This is a genomic window from Corynebacterium yudongzhengii, from assembly GCF_003065405.1.
GTDB classification, from domain to species: domain Bacteria; phylum Actinomycetota; class Actinomycetes; order Mycobacteriales; family Mycobacteriaceae; genus Corynebacterium; species Corynebacterium yudongzhengii.
Genome location: NZ_CP026947.1, coordinates 2,443,244 through 2,458,011 on the forward strand (window position 1 = coordinate 2,443,244; position 14,768 = coordinate 2,458,011).

Consider the following 14,768-nt stretch of genomic DNA (forward strand, 5'->3'; position numbering starts at 1 on the left):
TGCGTCAGGCAACTCGACTTAGGCTACCGTACGCGCACGCGCTGGCGAAATCCCGGTTCTCGCAGCTCAGCTGTTAATCGTGGTGGCGAAGAACACCGCCAGGGTCACTGGAATGACGGTGACGAACAGCGCCCCGGCGATGCCGAATATCCAGGAGAGCTTCGCGGGCTTCTTCTTCATCACCGACAGGTAGGCGGAAGCGAAACAGAAGAAGCCGAGGACAATCGAAACGATGCCGGCGATGGTGACGATAGCTCCCGCGCTCATCGGGATTCCTCCTTGGTTGCACTGGCTACAGGCTTCTCATTATCCCCGAAAGGCCCCGCCAGCGGATCAACGCCCTCATGCGCGCTGAGCACCCGGTCGACGACCTCCCCGCGCATCTGCCGTATCACCTGGATGGCGATGGCGATGATCAGCCCGTCGCGGGCGAGGATCACCGCGTTGAGCAGCCAGGCGGGGGCGCCGTTGTCGTCGACACCCATCATGTGCCACATCAGTATCGGCCAGACGAGCATGTCCACCGTCGCCCAGGTGAAGATCAGCCGCCAGTTCGGCACCGCGAGCACCGCCGGGATGAGCAGCCACAGCGAGTACTGCGGCGACCACACCTTGTTCACCAACAAGAACGCGATGACGATGAGGGTGAAAAGCTCCGCCACGCGCGGGGTGCGCCGCACCTTGAGCCCGAAGATCGCAATAGCCAGGCAGGCGAACACGAACAGCACGAAGGTCACGGTGTTGAGGATGACGGGCTCGCCCTCGCCGGCGTCGAAGCCCTCCCAGCCGGTCATCCTCCCGATGACCGCCCAGATCGTGGTCCACTCCCAGCCGCGCTCGGAGTTGAGCCTCAAAAACTCGCCCCAGGCCTGCGGGTAGGCGATCATCACCGGCAGGTTGACCACCAGCCAGCTCGCCGCCGCGCCGAGGAGCATCTTGAGCACAGGCAGCCACCGCTCCCGGCGCGCCGCCAGCACCACAAACGCGCCGAGGAGATACAGCGGCCAGAGCTTAAACGCCGTGCCTAAGCCGATGAGCACGCCAGCGAGCACCGGCCGGTGGCGCGCCGCCGCGTAGAGGGCGCCGACCACGAAGCTTATCGACGGTATGTCCCAGTTAGTAAAGGCATGCACGATCACCAGCGGGGAGGCGGCGACGAGCACGACGTCCCACATCCGGTTGCCGGCCAGCTCGGCGACCATGCGGATGGTCACCATCCATAGCGCGCCCATCACGGCCGCGGTGAGGATGAAGTACCACGAGGCTTCGGCGAGGGTGAGGCCCACGGCGTCGATAAGCGGGTACGTGGTGCGCGCAACCCACCCCATGAGCCCCTGGAAGTAGCCGGCGAGCACCGGATATTCCATGTACCTGGTGAGGCCGCCCTCGGTCCAGGAGAAGGCGTAGACGAAGCCGGGCTGGTCGAGGCCGCGGCCCTCGTAGAGCGGCAGGATGTCGTTGTAGCAGGCGGCGGCGTATTGACGGTTGCCGTCCCAATTGAGGCCGACCGCGCCGTTTTCGGTGATCCCTGAGCGCAAGCACGGCGCTTTCTGCAGGAACCCGAGGGCCAGAAACACGCTGGCCAGCGCGATGATCACGCGCAGCGGGGTCCAAAACGCCCCGCGGGCATACACGCCGTACACGCCGGTCGGCCCGCCCAAAAACTCGGCGACCGGCCGGGCGATCGGCTCGGTGGCGGCGGGGCTGACCTGCTTAGATGCCGACGGCGTCACGCAGTTCCTCGATAGCCTCCTCCAGGTTCGGCGCTTCGGGCACCTCCGGAAGCTGCGGCTGCTCGGGTTGCGGGGCGGGCTCCGGGGCCGGGGCGGGCTCCGGCGCCGGCTCCGGCTGCGAAGGCTGTTCCGGGGCCGGTTCGGGCTCGGGTTCCGGTTCCGGCTCAGGCTCGGGCGCCGGCGCGGGCTCCTGCTCTTGGGTGGTCGCCGGGGCGCTACCGCCCGAGGTGCCACCGGAGGTGCCACCCTGCCAGCCGGAGCCGTAGGAGCTCGGGGCGCCGTAGCCGCCGAAGGTGCCGTAGTTCACCGGCTGGGCGGTCGGGAACTCCATGATCTCCTCGCCCTCGAGGGAGCGGTCGAGGATCTGCTTCCAGATGGTGGTCGGCTCTCCGGAGCCGTACATGTTGCCACCCCACTGGTTAAAGATGGCGTTGGTGTTCTCCGCGGTGCCGACCCAGACGGCGGTGGCCAGCTGCGGGGTGCCGCCGACCATCCAGGCGTCCTTGTTGTTGCCGGTATCGCCGAGCTGCGCCGTGCCGGTCTTCGACGCCGACGGGCGCCCGCCGGCCAGGCTGTTGCCGCGCGACCAGGCGGCGATGGGCTCCATGGCCTGGATGAGGTTGTCGGCCACCTTCGTGGAGACGCGGCGCTCGCCCTCGCCGGTCTCGAACTCGTAGAGGACCTCGCCGTCGGCGGTGCTCACCGACTCCACGAAGTGTGGCTGGTGCCACACGCCGCGGTTGGCGATCGTCGCCATGGCCACCGCCATATCCAGCGGGCGGCTGACGTACTGGCCGAGGATGATACCCTCGTAGGGCTGCTCTCCGTTTTCGCGCAGTGTCTTACCCACCCCCGGCAGCTCACGGGCGACGCCCAGGGCGTGCGCCATGTCCGCGGTGTCCATGGTGGTGTTTACCAGGTCCTCCTGCAGGCGGATGAACGAGGTGTTGTAGGAGTGCAGGAGCGCCTGCTCGATGGAGCACACGCCACAGGAACCGGTGACGTTGTTGATCTGGATGTTGCCCGGCAGCGTCACCGGCTCCGAGGAGTACTGGGCCGACAGCGGAATCCCCTGCTGCAGTCCAGCGGCCAAGCCGAAGATCTTGAACACGGAGCCGGTCTGCAGCGCGGCATTTGCATAGTCCCAGCCGCTGGCTTCCTCGCCGCCGAAGTAGCCGCGGACCGCACCGTTGCGCGGGTCGATGGACACGGCGGCGGCGCGGGCGTCCTCCTGCAGCGGCGCCAGGTTCTCCTCCACCGACTCTAAGGTGGCGTTCTGGGTCTCCATATCGATGGTGGACACGATCTGCAGGCCGCGGGTGGTCACATCCTCCTCGCTGATACCGATGGTCTCCAGCTCGCGGATGATGTGGTCCTTGATCAAACCGTTGGTGCCCGTGGCCTCGGTGTAGGCCGAGTACTCGGCCGGGTCGCGGGTCTCCGGGTACTCCATGCCCATGCGCTCGGCGGGCTCGAGCTCGCCCATTTCCACCAGCCCGTCGAGGACGTAGTTCCAGCGAGACTCTGCAGCCTCCCGGTTCTCCCAGGGGTCCAGCTGGCTAGGCAGCTGAATGGTGGCGGCGAGCACCGCGGATTCGGCGGGCTCGAGCTCCCCGACGGACTTGTTGAAGTACGCGTTCGAGGCGGCCTCGACGCCATAGGCGTTGCGGCCGAAGTAGACGGCGTTGAGGTAGGCCTCGAGGATGGTCTCCTTATCCCACTCGTTGGTCATCTTGATCGAGTAGACGAGCTCTTTGAGCTTGCGCTCGATCGAGTGCTCGTTGCCCACCAGGACGTTCTTCACGTACTGCTGGGTGATGGTGGAGCCACCGCCGGCGGATTCGTTGCCGGTCAGCTGGCCGATGGCCGCGCGGATGAAGCCGGTGAGGGAGAAGCCGCGGTTCGTCCAGAACTCCCTGTCCTCCGCGGCGAGGACCGCGCTTTGCAGGTGATCCGGGATCTTCTCGAGTGAGACCTGCTCGCGGTTGCCCTCTGGGGGCACGATGCGCGCGAGTTCAGTCTGGCCGTCGGCGGCGTAGATCGTGGAGATCTGCGCAGAGGCGACTTCGTTGGGCTCCGGCACGTGGATGCGCGAGTAGTACACCACGAAACCGATCAGCGGCAGCGCGATGATGATCGCCAGTACGAGGAGCACAATCTTCCAGACTCCTCCACGCCGGGGCTTTTCGGATTTCTGGGCGGTGGAACCCGAGGAGATGGATTCCGAGGACACTTCTTCAGACACCGTCGTTTATATCCGTACTTCTATGTTTGGGCCGGGTGGATGCACGCAACGTCGTTGATATGTCAGTCAAACGATGCTTCGTGCAATGTTAGTCCCTAACCCTGTGAGCGGGAAACATATTCCGTTTGTTCCCCTATTCGATTCCCGCCACGGCGGCTGTGAGGATGTGATTCCACCAACAGCTGCGGCATACCTCGACGAGATGCACGGTCACCGGCTCGTCGACCTCAGAGGCGATCCGCGCGATCTCGTCCTCCTGGCGCGCCGTGCCCGAACGCTTGCCCAGCTTGTCCCCATAGATCCACCGCACCTCATACAGGTCTTCTTCCCCACAGACCGGGCAGGCCCGCTCGACCCGGTAGCCGTGGTAAGCGGCGGCGGTGCGCAGCAGGAAATCGGCGTCGCACACCGCTTCTCGACGAATATGCCCCGCCTTCAGCTGGCGCAGCGTCCGGGCACGCTCCCACCGGTGGGAGACGACGTGACGGTAGACGAGCGACATGACCACCGAGTGTACGTCCGGATCACCCGCTGGATCGGTTCAGTGGCGCGCGCAGTAGCTTTTCGCCGCGTAGCGGGGCCAAGCTTGTTCACGGTTATCTATTCCAGCTTCGTCCAGCTTCAGAAAGGTTGGAGTTCTTTTCTATGACTCGCCACACTGTGCGCGCCGCGATCGTCGGCGTCGGCAACTGCGCCACCTCCCTGGTCGAAGGCGTGCAGTTCTACCGCGACGCCGCCGACGACCAGCAGGTGCCGGGGCTCATGCACGTGCGCTTCGGTGACTACCACATCAGCGACATCGAGTTCGTCGCCGCGTTCGACGTGGATGCCGACAAGGTCGGCAAGGACCTCGCCGACGCGTTGTATAGCTCGCAGAACAGCACGATCCACATCGCCGACGTGCCGGACACCGGCGTGACCGTCCAGCGCGGCCCCACCTACGACGGCCTGGGCACGCACTACCTCGCCTCGGTTGAAGAGTCCGCGGCCGAGCCGGTCGATGTCGCCGCCGCCCTGCGCGAGGCCGACGTCGACGTCGTCGTCTCCTACCTCCCGGTCGGCTCCGAGGAGGCCGACAAGTACTACGCCCAGGCGGCCATCGACGCCGGCTGTGCTTTCGTCAACGCCTTGCCGGTGTTCATCGCCTCCGATCCCGCCTGGGCGCAGAAGTTCACCGACGCCGGCCTGCCCATCATCGGCGACGACATCAAGAGCCAGGTCGGCGCGACGATCACCCACCGGGTGCTCGCGAAGCTCTTCGAGGACCGCGGCGTGCGCCTGGAGCGCACCATGCAGCTCAACGTCGGCGGCAACATGGACTTTAAGAACATGCTCGATCGCGAGCGCCTGGAGTCGAAGAAGATCTCCAAGACCCAGTCGGTGACCTCGAACCTCAAGACCTCCCCTTTGGCAGGGCTTATCGACGACCGCAACGTCCACATCGGCCCCTCCGACCACGTGCCGTGGCTGGATGACCGCAAGTGGGCCTACGTCCGCCTAGAGGGCTCCGCCTTCGGCGAGGTGCCGCTGAACCTGGAGTACAAGCTGGAGGTCTGGGACTCGCCGAACTCGGCGGGCATCATCATCGACGCCCTGCGTGCCGCGAAGATCGCGCTCGATCGTGGGGTGGCCGGGCCGGTGACGGCGGCGTCGTCGTACCTGATGAAGTCGCCGCCGGTGCAGTTGGGTGACGACGAAGCCCGCGCCCACCTGGAGAGCTTCATCGCTGGTAACGAAACAGACGGGGACGACGATAAGGCGTCTGGAGGGAACTTTGCCGAGTCGTAGTACCTTTAATTACGAAAATTGAATTAGTATCGGTCTCATGCCCAAAGACAGTCCGCAGGAGATCGCCCGCGCCATTCGGCCGGCGATGACGAAACTGTACGTAACTTACTTCCGAATCGCGGAGCAATCGGACCTGACTGGGCCGCAGTTGTCGATCATGACACGGTTGCGTGAGGAGGGGCCGATGCGTATCAGCCAGATTGCCCGCGACGAGGGTATTCGCATGCCCACGGCCTCAAATGCCCTGCACCAGTTGGAGCGCCGCGAGCTCGTCACCCGCGTCCGCGATGAGAAGGACCGCCGCGGCGTGCGCGTCGACCTCACGGAGCTGGGGGAAAGCGAGCTGGAGCGCGTCGGCGCCGAAAGAGTGAACTACCTCGCCGACATGCTCTCGGCCCTCAATGAGGAGGACCTCGCCCAGTGCGCCGAGTTCGCGGATGTGATCAACCGGCTGGCTGATAGCTATGGGGCACCGGATATTCCCCAGCCATAGGGTAAACGCCAGTAGAGTAGGAGATGGCGTGTAGGTTAAACGCCTGAATACACTATTGCCCTCCGATACCCGAGACCCTTCAGTCATGGCCAAGGATTCCTCTACTAGTGGCGACGACATCATCGCCGAGCCACGCACCCGTGCCGCCCACACGCCGCTGCGCCTCCTCGTGGCCTGGCAGCCGGGACCCGGCGGCGATGAAGCCATCAGCACCGCAGCCTGGCTGGCCCGCACCTTGCTGGTGCGCGTGCGCGCGGTGTCCATGATCCTGCGCCTGTGGCCCGCCACCTCGATATCGAAGCTCGGCTCCGGCTACGACGACTGGCTCGCCGACGAAACGAAGACCTACTCGCGCAAGGTGCGCAAGGCTTTCGCCGAGGCCGGCATCGACAAGGCGCAGTGGGATAACGAGGTCGCGGTGGTCACCGACGGCCCCAGCGAGAGCGCACTGCTCACCGAGGCGGCGGAGGATTTCGACGCCGACCTGCTTATCGTCGGCTCCCATACCGCGGCCCCGAAGGGGCGCTTCCTCACTGGTACGACCTCCGACGCCTTGCTGCACTCGTCGACAACCCCTTTGATGCTCGCACCCCGCGCGGTGAAGCTATCGAAGCGCGGCATCACCCGCGTCAACGTCGCCTACCTCGCCCCCTTCGACGACGCTGACTACAGCCACCAAGAGAGCCAGAGCAACCAGGCCCTGTACTTCGGTGGCGAACTCGCCGCCCGCTTGGGGGTCAACCTGCGTTTGACCGCCTTCTCCCCCACCGGCTTGAGCGAGAACTTCCCGGACGACCGGATCGACTTCACCCGCCAGCTTTCCGACGAATGGGGCGAACAGGCCCTCAGCGTCCTCGACCGGGCGCGGGACATGATCGTCGACCACCTGCCAGATCTGAAGGTCGACACCGCGCTCGGCTCCGGTGCCGGCTGGTCCGGCGCCATCGACGCGTTGAAGTGGAAGAAGGGTGATCTGCTGACGTTCGGCTCCACCCAGTCCGGCCCCATCGAGCGCGTCTTCGTCGGCTCGACCGCCGCGCAGTTCATGCAGCACGTCCCGGTCCCGGTCGTCGTGCATCCCTCGCCCGCCGACAGCTGGTACTAGACTCTGCGCCATGTCTCATCGATTCTCCGGCCGCGACAATGGTGACGACGACACGTCCAGCTACCCCCAAGCACCCCTGAACAGCTCCGGCTTCGGTGCGGGCGGGCGCGAGCACCCAGAGAACGACCTCTCCGACGACGCCGACTACGCCAACCTCTACCGCCCGGAACCGCGAGATTTCGACGAGCTCGCCGACCAGGAAGACCCCCTCGTCATCGCAGAGAAGAACCGCCGCTCCTCCAAGCAGGCGTGGCGCTACCTGGCACTGGCCATCCTGAGCTCGCTAGCCTTCGGGGTCATCCTGCTGGTGGTGATGCGGATGATCGCCGGCGCCGATACCTGCGCAGCTGTCGACGGACGCTTCTTATGCACCGAACAGCTCCAAAAGACCTGGGCCGTGCTTGTGTCCCTACCGCCGATCGCCTTCCTCTTCGGCTGCATGGCACTCTTGCTGCGCAAGCTCAACGCATACCTGCGCTGGCGGCCCTGGATGGGAGTGTTCTGGGTGCTGGTCGTGTTCACGATGTGGGTGCTGCTCACCACCGTCCAAGTCTGGCTCGCTGAAGGGCCTGCGCTGTAGCGCTGTGCTGTTGTGGTTGCGGTTTGTTGGTGGCACTTCTCCGGCAAGACGGTTTCGGCAGTTTCCTGGTAGTTTCCGGATAGTTGGTAAAGCGATCCGACTCCGGCTGGCTCTTCCCAGCCTCGGCGGCGGAGCAGGCTCCCGAACTCTCAGCTGCCCCCCCCCCCCCCCGAGCGCGGCGGCACCAGTGCTCGTCGCACGGCGAAGGTGTGTCCCGCATGCCTATGAGTTTTTCGGATTCCATTGATTTTCGGTTACACACGTGCGTAAAGCTTTCAACCCGTACTTTGTGTCGGCAGAGTGAGCCTAGGGCTGTTCTGGTTGTGGGGGTCGTTGCGATGGCCTTGTGAAGGTGAAGGGTGAGGGAGTTCGACCCTGTTTTACGCACGTGCGTAAAAAGTAGAGGCCTCAGGTGACAATGTGGCTCGTATACCTATGAGTGCCCCGGGATTCATAGATTTCCGATTACGCACGTGCGTAAAAATCCCGGTCCGCACTGTGCGGCGGCATAGGGAATCTGGGACTGTTCTGCTTGCGGGGTCGTTGCGGTGGCCCAGTTGGGTCGAAGGACCGAGCGACTCCGATAACCGAACCTATGAGTTCATCGGGATTCATCGATTGCTAATTACGCACGTGCGTAAAAGCAAGGCTCGACCCCGTAACCCCAACAGCGCGTCCTCGTATACCTATGAGTTCTCCGGGATCCATTGGATCCGGATTACGCACGTGCGTAAAACCACTCATCCGCACTATGCCGCGGCATAGACGCGTAGATGGTGTTTCTTCACCTAGCCCAGCAGCCCAAGACGGCGATCCAGCAATTCTTTTCCGGCTGACCGCCACGATGCGAGAAACACTCCAGCAAGCACATTCCGGTAAGAAAAACTCCGCGGGGCCACACGCCGTGAAATCAGGCGTATCGCCGGAGCCTCTGTGTACCCAAGAAGAATTCCCCTCCATATGGCCGACACAGGAAACATCAAACCCTGGGATCTCCGCATCAGAGATGCGAAGGGGCTAGGGCGTGTCTGACAATTGAGGGAAGCGTGGCATGGGACCCTGGCTCCCGTGTCGCGTTTTCACATGTTGAGTGATGCCCAGTGGGAGATGGTCGAAGAGCTTCTGCCCCGTCGCACGGGGAGAAAAGGCCGACCGTTCTCCGATCCCCGGCAGATGCTCGAGGCCATCCTCTACCGCCTTCGGGCAGGGATCGCGCGGCGTGACCTGCCCGCCTGCTTCGGGTCCTGGCAGACGGTCTACACCTGGCACAACCGGATGGCCAAGGACGGACACCTCGGACGTGATCCTTCAGCGACTTCCTACACAGGCCGATACGGAAGACCTGATCGACTGGTCGGTGTCGGTGGACTTTGACGATCACCCGGGCCCATCAGCACGCCACGAACATCACGCGGGTCACAGGGGGCTTTGTCGAATTACAACAACCCGCTGGCCGAGCCGCCTGATCACGCGGTCGGCCGATCACGGGGTGGTCTGTCTACCAAGGTCCACGCCCTGGTCGACGGCCACGGCATGCCCCTGACCATGATCGTCACTGCGGGCCACCGCGGTGACTGCCCGGTGCTGATCCCGTTGTTGAAACGCCTGCGGATGCCCGGGACGGTGGGCCGACCGCGCACCCGGCCCGATGAACTGCGCGCGGATAGGGCGTATGCATCGAAGGCTGTGCACAGGTATCTGCGCGAGCACAAGATCACGGCGACGATCCCGGAGAAAAAGGACGTGATCGCCGCCCGGAAGCGGAAAGGCTCGAAGGGTGGGCGTCCACCGACGTTCGATGCGCAGTCCTACAAGGGCTGCAACGTGGTGGAACGGTTTTCGGCAACCTCAAGCAGTGGCGGGGTGTGGCAACCCGGTACGACAAGCTCGCGGTTGTCTACCGGGCCGGCGTGATGACTATCGCCGTCATGACCTAGCTGAAGAAATTGTCAGACACGCCCTAGGGGTGCTACCAGGTAGCCGGAACCCTAGCACCCACCACACGGACACCCGCTATCACCTACCCCGAACCAACATGCGGGGTGCCGATTACATTTTCGAAAGTGTTCAGGAGCACTGCGCTGGCCTAAAGGTGCCTCCTCGAGGCTTGTGTGCGAGCGCGGGACGTTGAGGATCCACGTGAACGGCTAGTGTATTTACACTGCTAGTAGCCTTTCTACCGGCGTTCCCACCCCCGGCTTTTACCCCCGTCGGGGGTCAGTGTCCACCCCATATTCTAGTGTACAAACCACATCGAACACATGAACTAATACCGGGGGTTATTCATGGACGACCACACCAACCTCACCAACGACGAACTCCTCGACCGCATCACCACCGCCTACGCCATGATGCAACACCACAAAGCCCAATTCCTCCTCGCACTCGCCGTCTTTGATGCCCGCGAACTTGCCCGTCTAGCCGGGGCACCGACTACCGCGGACTGGATGACACGTGCCCTTGATATCGCACCGACTACCGCCTACGACTACTTAAGAGTCGCACGCTTGTTGTTGGAGTTCGCGTATGTGGCGAAATCCTTCGAAGACGGCAAAATCACCTACTCCACCGTCCGCCTGTTAAGCAGCTATTTGAACAAAGACAACGAAATCGAGTTGCTCTTGTTGGCGGAGGAGTATTCCTACCGGGAACTCGAACGCATCCTCATGACCCGAAGAGACAACCGGAACAACGATGCCCCTAGGAAAAATACGTTTAAGATATGGGTTGATAAACACAACGGGCGTATCCGGTTCTCCGGTGATCTGGATCCGATGTTGGGGGCGAAGTTCATGGCGGCGTTGAAAATCGGGGAACTCGCCAACCTCGTCGACCTCGATGACATCGACCCCGAAGTCTTCAGCGACGATGAACGCTTGGGTGAAGAGTTAGCGAAAGCAGAAGCTGAAGCCCTCGCCGCCGAAGACGGGGCAGAATCCGTTCCGGTTGCCGAGGTCATCGACGATGCCGGTGAGAAGGGCGAGGCCTCTGGTGCTGCCACCGGTGACGCTGACGCTGATGGTGTTGACGCTGATGGTGCCGGCGCTGATGGTGACGGTGATTCAGAGACAAGGCGGGTAGCGTCGGTCAGTGGGTATGGCAGGACGAGTGCCTCGCAGTTGTTGCCCGCACTTTTGGGGTTAATCAATATTGCCCGCTCCTCGCCGGTGAATAAGCGTCGAGCCCCGGGTACTCAGGTGCATTTGATTCAGACCGAGGATGGGCAGTCTATTTTGCCGGGTCTTCCGGTTCCTAGTGAAAAGGCGTTGAGTGCGGAGGTCATTAATGGTGAGTTGCGGGATCATTTCTTAGATACCCAGGGTGTGCCGTTGATGATGACGACGAAACGCAGGTTTGTCTCCGATGCGCAGGCGTTGGCGATTTTGGTGCGCTGGGGGATGCAGTGTGCGGCTCCGGGGTGTCGCCATACGCAGTTTATGGAGTTTCATCATGTGCATCCGTGGTCGATGGATGGGAAGACGAAACCGGATAATATGGCACCGTTGTGTGGTTTTTGTCACGCGTTGGTGACGGCGGGGTTGTTGGAGCTTGTGCCTGCAAGCTCTGGTGTGTGGTTGTTTCGGTATCGCACGGGTGAGGTGTATGCCTCGAAGGCGCGTCGTTTGCCGATGAAACAGCTGGGGGAGGCGTCGTGTTTGGATGAGCCGGTGGAGGTGCCGACCGTGGTGGAGGTGTTGGAGGATGGGGCATTGAGTTTCGATGATTCGGATACCATCAACGCGGACTAACCCCAAGGGCCTCCCGGGGCCGGACCTTCGGTCATTACGCACATGCGTAATGACCCCGAGCACCACCGCCGCGCTCTTAGCCCTGCGCGGCCAGCCGCGCGGCCACCTCGGCACAGTCGGCTCGGCCGCAGTGGGCGGTGGCGGTGTGTGACGCGCAGTCGTCGCAAAGCAACACCTGCTTGCGGCAGGTGTCTTCGTTGATGCAATTGTGGAAGGTGTTCGTCGGCGCCGCGCAGTGCACGCAGTGGCCAAGCTGGGCGGCGTCGCCGTCGCCGAACTCCATGTGCATCCGCTTGTCGAAGACATACAGCGAACCCTCCCATAAGCCCTGGTTGCCGTACTTTTCGCCGTAACGGACGATGCCGCCGTCGATCTGGTAGACCTCCTCGAACCCGCGGTTTTTCATCAGCGAGCTCAGCACCTCGCAGCGGATCCCGCCGGTGCAGTAGGAGACGACGGGCTTGTCTTTCATCCAGTCGTACTTGCCGGAGTCGAGCTCGGCGATGAAGTCGCGGGTCGTCTCGACATCCGGCACCACCGCGTTACGGAAGCGTCCGATCTCGGCTTCCATGGAGTTGCGGCCGTCGAAAAACACGACGTCGTCACCACGCTTATCGACGAGCTCGTGCACCTCCTCCGGGCTCAAGTGCTCACCGCCACCGACCACGCCGTGGGAATCGACCTCGAGTTCTTCGGGCGCGCCGAAGGCCACGATCTCCTCGCGCACCTTCACCGAAAGGCGCGGGAAGTCCTCGGCGGAGCCTTCCGACCATTTGAACTCCATCGGCTTGAAACCGGGGTAGTCGCGGGTCTTTTTGATGTAACGCTTGCAGGCGTCGATGTCGCCGCCGACGGTGCCGTTGATGCCGTGGCGCGAGATGAGGATACGGCCTTTGAGCCCGAGCGATTCGCAGAGGTCACGCTGCCAGAGCATGACGGCCTGCGGGTCCGCGATCGGGGTGAACTGGTAGTACAGAAGAATCTTGCTGATACCCACGTGCAGTGACTTTAGTTGCGCCCGTTGGCCCGCCGGGCATTGAGGACCTCGGTGGCCAGCCGCAGGCGGGAATCGACCTCGAAGCGGCGGATCAACCTGGAGACGACCTTCTTCACGGTGGATTCGGCGAAGAAGGTGACCTCCGCGATCTCCGCGTTGGACTTGCCGGTGCACAGCTCGTCGAGAATTGCGCGCTCGGTGGGACCCAGCGCCTCGACCTGGCGCAGAACCGGAGACGAACTCGGGCTCACCGGGGGCACGTAGGCGACCAGGCGGCTCAAACACTCCGGCGAGAGCGCTGTGCCGCCGTGGTAGCCGTCGCGCACCGCGTCGATAAGCTGCGCCGGCGGGGCCGACTTCAGCACGTAACCGACCGCTCCCCCGGTGATCATCTGCACCAGCGACTCGTCGGTATCGAGCGCGGTGATCGCGATGGTGGCCGGCGCATCGATGCGGCGGCGCAGCTCCGCGAGCAGGCCAGGCCCGTCGAGCTCCGGCATGTGGATGTCGGAGAGGACGATGTCGACGTTGTCGGTGGTGGGATCGTCGATAAGCTCGAGGGCCTCGCGCCCGTTGCCGGCGGTGCCGATGACCTCGATGTCGTCGGCGAGCGAGAAGTACGCGGTGTAGCCGTCCCGGATGGTCCAGTCATCGTCGGCGATGAGGACTCGGATGTGCTCAGCCACGGCGGCGATTTAGAGGAAGCGGCACCAGACGTTTTCGTAGTAGCGGCAGCCGAAGTAGTCAGCGGCGGCCTGCTTCTTCACGACGGAGGTGTCCGCGTGGGAAGACAGCGCACTGGCCTGCGGCGCGGTGGCGACGGCGGCCGCAGTGGCACCGGCGACGAGGATGCGGGTGAGGTTCTTTTTCATCTTCTGCATGATGTCCCCTATATGAAAACTGTGGTTGATCTCAGTGATCACTTTTACTCGGCAATGATAAGCCCTATTGAGCGATCCGTCATGCCGGGAGCTCTAAAACCGTGGTCCACTGCCCGATTCTTGCCCCGGCCTCCAGGCGCCCGCCGAGGTGAGCTGCGCGTTCGCTCAAATCGCGCAGCCCTCGGTGCGTGGACATGTCCTGGTCGGTGTGTTCGGGTACTGGGTCGGTGTCGTTGGTGATTTCGAGGAGGTAGTGGCCGTCGTGGACCACGTGGTGGATGATGACCGCGCTGCCCGCCGGGGCGTATTTGATGATGTTGGTGGCCACCTCGCGCACGAAGTCCTCCACCAACGCGCGGGCATCGGTGGTGAGCACCACGGACGGCGCCGTGTTGGCGCGGACGTCGAAGCCATGGGAGCTGAGGCGTCGATACTCGTCGCTGAAGACGGCCTCGGCCGGGGTGAACTCGCGCTCCAGGCTCTCGGTGTCGGAGGATTCCAGCACGCGGATGAGCTCGCGGACCTGCCCCATCGAGCGCCGCGAATCCTCGATGATGGCGCGCAGCTGGAGCTCTTTCTCCGGATCGCCGCCCGCCTGCTTGAGGCCCAGGACCTCGGCGCGGACGATGACGTTCGTCAGCGAGGCCGCCACCGAATCGTGCAGGGCACGGGCGAGCTCGGCGCGGCGGCGTCGATAGTTCTCCGCCATCTGGGCGCGGACCTGCTCGCGCTGGCGCACGATGCGGCCGACGAGCACCGCCAGCAAGAGGACGACGACCCAGACGCTCACGGCGACGGGGTCGGTGATCCAGGCGCTTTGGTTAGTATCGAAAAGCCCCAGCACCGTGATGACGGGGACGAACCAGACGGTGTGGATGATCGGCAGGCGGCAGGCGACGACCAGGCACATGATCGGCGCGAGCAGGATGTCGATGAGGCTGGTCAGCTCGGGGTGAATGATCGCGACGACGAATGCCACGACGAACAACACCGCGCTCATCAGCGGGCGCCAGTTCGCCGCCGCCAGCAGGCCGATGAGGCACAAGGTCAAGATGATGCCGGCGAGCGGGTAGGCGAAAACGCTGCCGACGGCGATGACGAGAACCGCCACCACAGCCAGCAGCGTCAGATAGACCGTGCGGAGAGACTTGTTGAGTGCCACGTTCGTAAGCGCCCTCTACTCAGCATCGACTAGAA

Annotated in this window: 15 protein-coding genes; 7 read left to right on the forward strand and 8 right to left on the reverse strand. The window is 63.5% G+C overall.

Features of this window, described 5'->3' with window-relative positions; genetic code table 11:
- Nucleotides 1–66: 66 nt before the first annotated feature.
- From C3B44_RS11240 to C3B44_RS11255, 4 genes are all read right to left on the reverse strand, one after another.
- Nucleotides 67–267, reverse strand: a complete 201-nt coding sequence (locus tag C3B44_RS11240) for a hypothetical protein (RefSeq protein ID WP_108432441.1) — start codon at nt 265–267, stop codon at nt 67–69.
- Complete coding sequence (locus C3B44_RS11245; protein ID WP_108432442.1) at nt 264–1,733, reverse strand: glycosyltransferase family 87 protein; 1,470 nt, start codon at nt 1,731–1,733, stop codon at nt 264–266. The genes C3B44_RS11240 and C3B44_RS11245 overlap by 4 nt, the downstream gene beginning before the upstream one ends.
- Nucleotides 1,714–3,978 (reverse strand): transglycosylase domain-containing protein, encoded by a 2,265-nt coding sequence (locus C3B44_RS11250; protein WP_235840507.1) that lies wholly within the window; start codon nt 3,976–3,978, stop codon nt 1,714–1,716. Before C3B44_RS11250 ends, C3B44_RS11245 begins: the two co-directional genes overlap by 20 nt.
- 133 nt (nt 3,979–4,111) lie before the next feature.
- The gene (locus C3B44_RS11255) at nt 4,112–4,480 is read right to left on the reverse strand and encodes a DUF5318 family protein (protein WP_108432672.1); all 369 of its coding nucleotides are present in this window, start codon (nt 4,478–4,480) and stop codon (nt 4,112–4,114) included.
- 143 nt (nt 4,481–4,623) lie between these two features.
- On the opposite strand from C3B44_RS11255, the gene C3B44_RS11260 reads away from it, so the two are divergent.
- From C3B44_RS11260 to C3B44_RS11285, 7 genes are all read left to right on the forward strand, one after another.
- Complete coding sequence (locus tag C3B44_RS11260; protein WP_108432443.1) at nt 4,624–5,766, forward strand: inositol-3-phosphate synthase; 1,143 nt, start codon at nt 4,624–4,626, stop codon at nt 5,764–5,766.
- Nucleotides 5,767–5,803: 37 nt separating this feature from the next.
- Entirely contained in the window at nt 5,804–6,259 is a 456-nt protein-coding gene (locus tag C3B44_RS11265) for a MarR family winged helix-turn-helix transcriptional regulator (protein WP_108432444.1), read from the forward strand.
- A gap of 85 nt (nt 6,260–6,344) precedes the next feature.
- A complete protein-coding gene (locus tag C3B44_RS11270) occupies nt 6,345–7,364 on the forward strand; it encodes a universal stress protein (RefSeq protein ID WP_108432445.1) in 1,020 nt (339 codons plus the stop codon).
- Nucleotides 7,365–7,374: 10 nt separating this feature from the next.
- Nucleotides 7,375–7,944 carry a hypothetical protein gene (locus C3B44_RS11275; protein WP_235840508.1) on the forward strand — a complete coding sequence of 190 codons (570 nt, stop codon included), beginning with the start codon at nt 7,375–7,377 and terminating at the stop codon, nt 7,942–7,944.
- Between the two features lie 1,083 nt (nt 7,945–9,027).
- The gene (locus tag C3B44_RS11845; protein ID WP_199906019.1) at nt 9,028–9,318 is read left to right on the forward strand and encodes a transposase; all 291 of its coding nucleotides are present in this window, start codon (nt 9,028–9,030) and stop codon (nt 9,316–9,318) included.
- Between the two features lie 54 nt (nt 9,319–9,372).
- Nucleotides 9,373–9,858 (forward strand): transposase, encoded by a 486-nt coding sequence (locus C3B44_RS11850; protein ID WP_199906020.1) that lies wholly within the window; start codon nt 9,373–9,375, stop codon nt 9,856–9,858.
- Nucleotides 9,859–10,229: 371 nt separating this feature from the next.
- Nucleotides 10,230–11,693, forward strand: coding sequence for an HNH endonuclease signature motif containing protein (locus tag C3B44_RS11285; RefSeq protein WP_108432042.1), 1,464 nt, complete (start codon nt 10,230–10,232; stop codon nt 11,691–11,693).
- A 76-nt stretch (nt 11,694–11,769) separates the two neighbouring features.
- On the opposite strand, the gene trhO is transcribed toward C3B44_RS11285, so the two are convergent.
- From trhO to C3B44_RS11305, 4 genes are all read right to left on the reverse strand, one after another.
- Nucleotides 11,770–12,690, reverse strand: coding sequence for an oxygen-dependent tRNA uridine(34) hydroxylase TrhO (gene trhO / locus C3B44_RS11290; protein WP_108432446.1), 921 nt, complete (start codon nt 12,688–12,690; stop codon nt 11,770–11,772).
- A gap of 11 nt (nt 12,691–12,701) precedes the next feature.
- A complete protein-coding gene (locus C3B44_RS11295; protein ID WP_108432447.1) occupies nt 12,702–13,376 on the reverse strand; it encodes a response regulator transcription factor in 675 nt (224 codons plus the stop codon).
- Nucleotides 13,377–13,385: 9 nt separating this feature from the next.
- Nucleotides 13,386–13,571 carry a hypothetical protein gene (locus C3B44_RS11300; protein ID WP_146183502.1) on the reverse strand — a complete coding sequence of 62 codons (186 nt, stop codon included), beginning with the start codon at nt 13,569–13,571 and terminating at the stop codon, nt 13,386–13,388.
- 79 nt (nt 13,572–13,650) lie between these two features.
- Nucleotides 13,651–14,733: a sensor histidine kinase gene (locus C3B44_RS11305; RefSeq protein WP_108432449.1), complete on the reverse strand. Its 1,083-nt coding sequence runs from the start codon at nt 14,731–14,733 to the stop codon at nt 13,651–13,653.
- Nucleotides 14,734–14,768: the final 35 nt, after the last annotated feature.

Bases quoted from the DNA above. Each gene is read 5' to 3' on its own strand.
- C3B44_RS11265 (WP_108432444.1), top strand. From the start codon at position 5,804: ATGCCCAAAGACAGTCCGCAGGAGATCGCCCGCGCCATTCGGCCGGCG.
- C3B44_RS11275 (WP_235840508.1), top strand. From the start codon at position 7,375: ATGTCTCATCGATTCTCCGGCCGCGACAATGGTGACGACGACACGTCC.
- C3B44_RS11845 (WP_199906019.1), top strand. From the start codon at position 9,028: ATGTTGAGTGATGCCCAGTGGGAGATGGTCGAAGAGCTTCTGCCCCGT.
- C3B44_RS11270 (WP_108432445.1), top strand. From the start codon at position 6,345: ATGGCCAAGGATTCCTCTACTAGTGGCGACGACATCATCGCCGAGCCA.
- C3B44_RS11300 (WP_146183502.1), bottom strand. From the start codon at position 13,571: ATGCAGAAGATGAAAAAGAACCTCACCCGCATCCTCGTCGCCGGTGCC.
- C3B44_RS11285 (WP_108432042.1), top strand. From the start codon at position 10,230: ATGGACGACCACACCAACCTCACCAACGACGAACTCCTCGACCGCATC.
- C3B44_RS11260 (WP_108432443.1), top strand. From the start codon at position 4,624: ATGACTCGCCACACTGTGCGCGCCGCGATCGTCGGCGTCGGCAACTGC.
- C3B44_RS11240 (WP_108432441.1), bottom strand. From the start codon at position 267: ATGAGCGCGGGAGCTATCGTCACCATCGCCGGCATCGTTTCGATTGTC.
- C3B44_RS11255 (WP_108432672.1), bottom strand. From the start codon at position 4,480: ATGTCGCTCGTCTACCGTCACGTCGTCTCCCACCGGTGGGAGCGTGCC.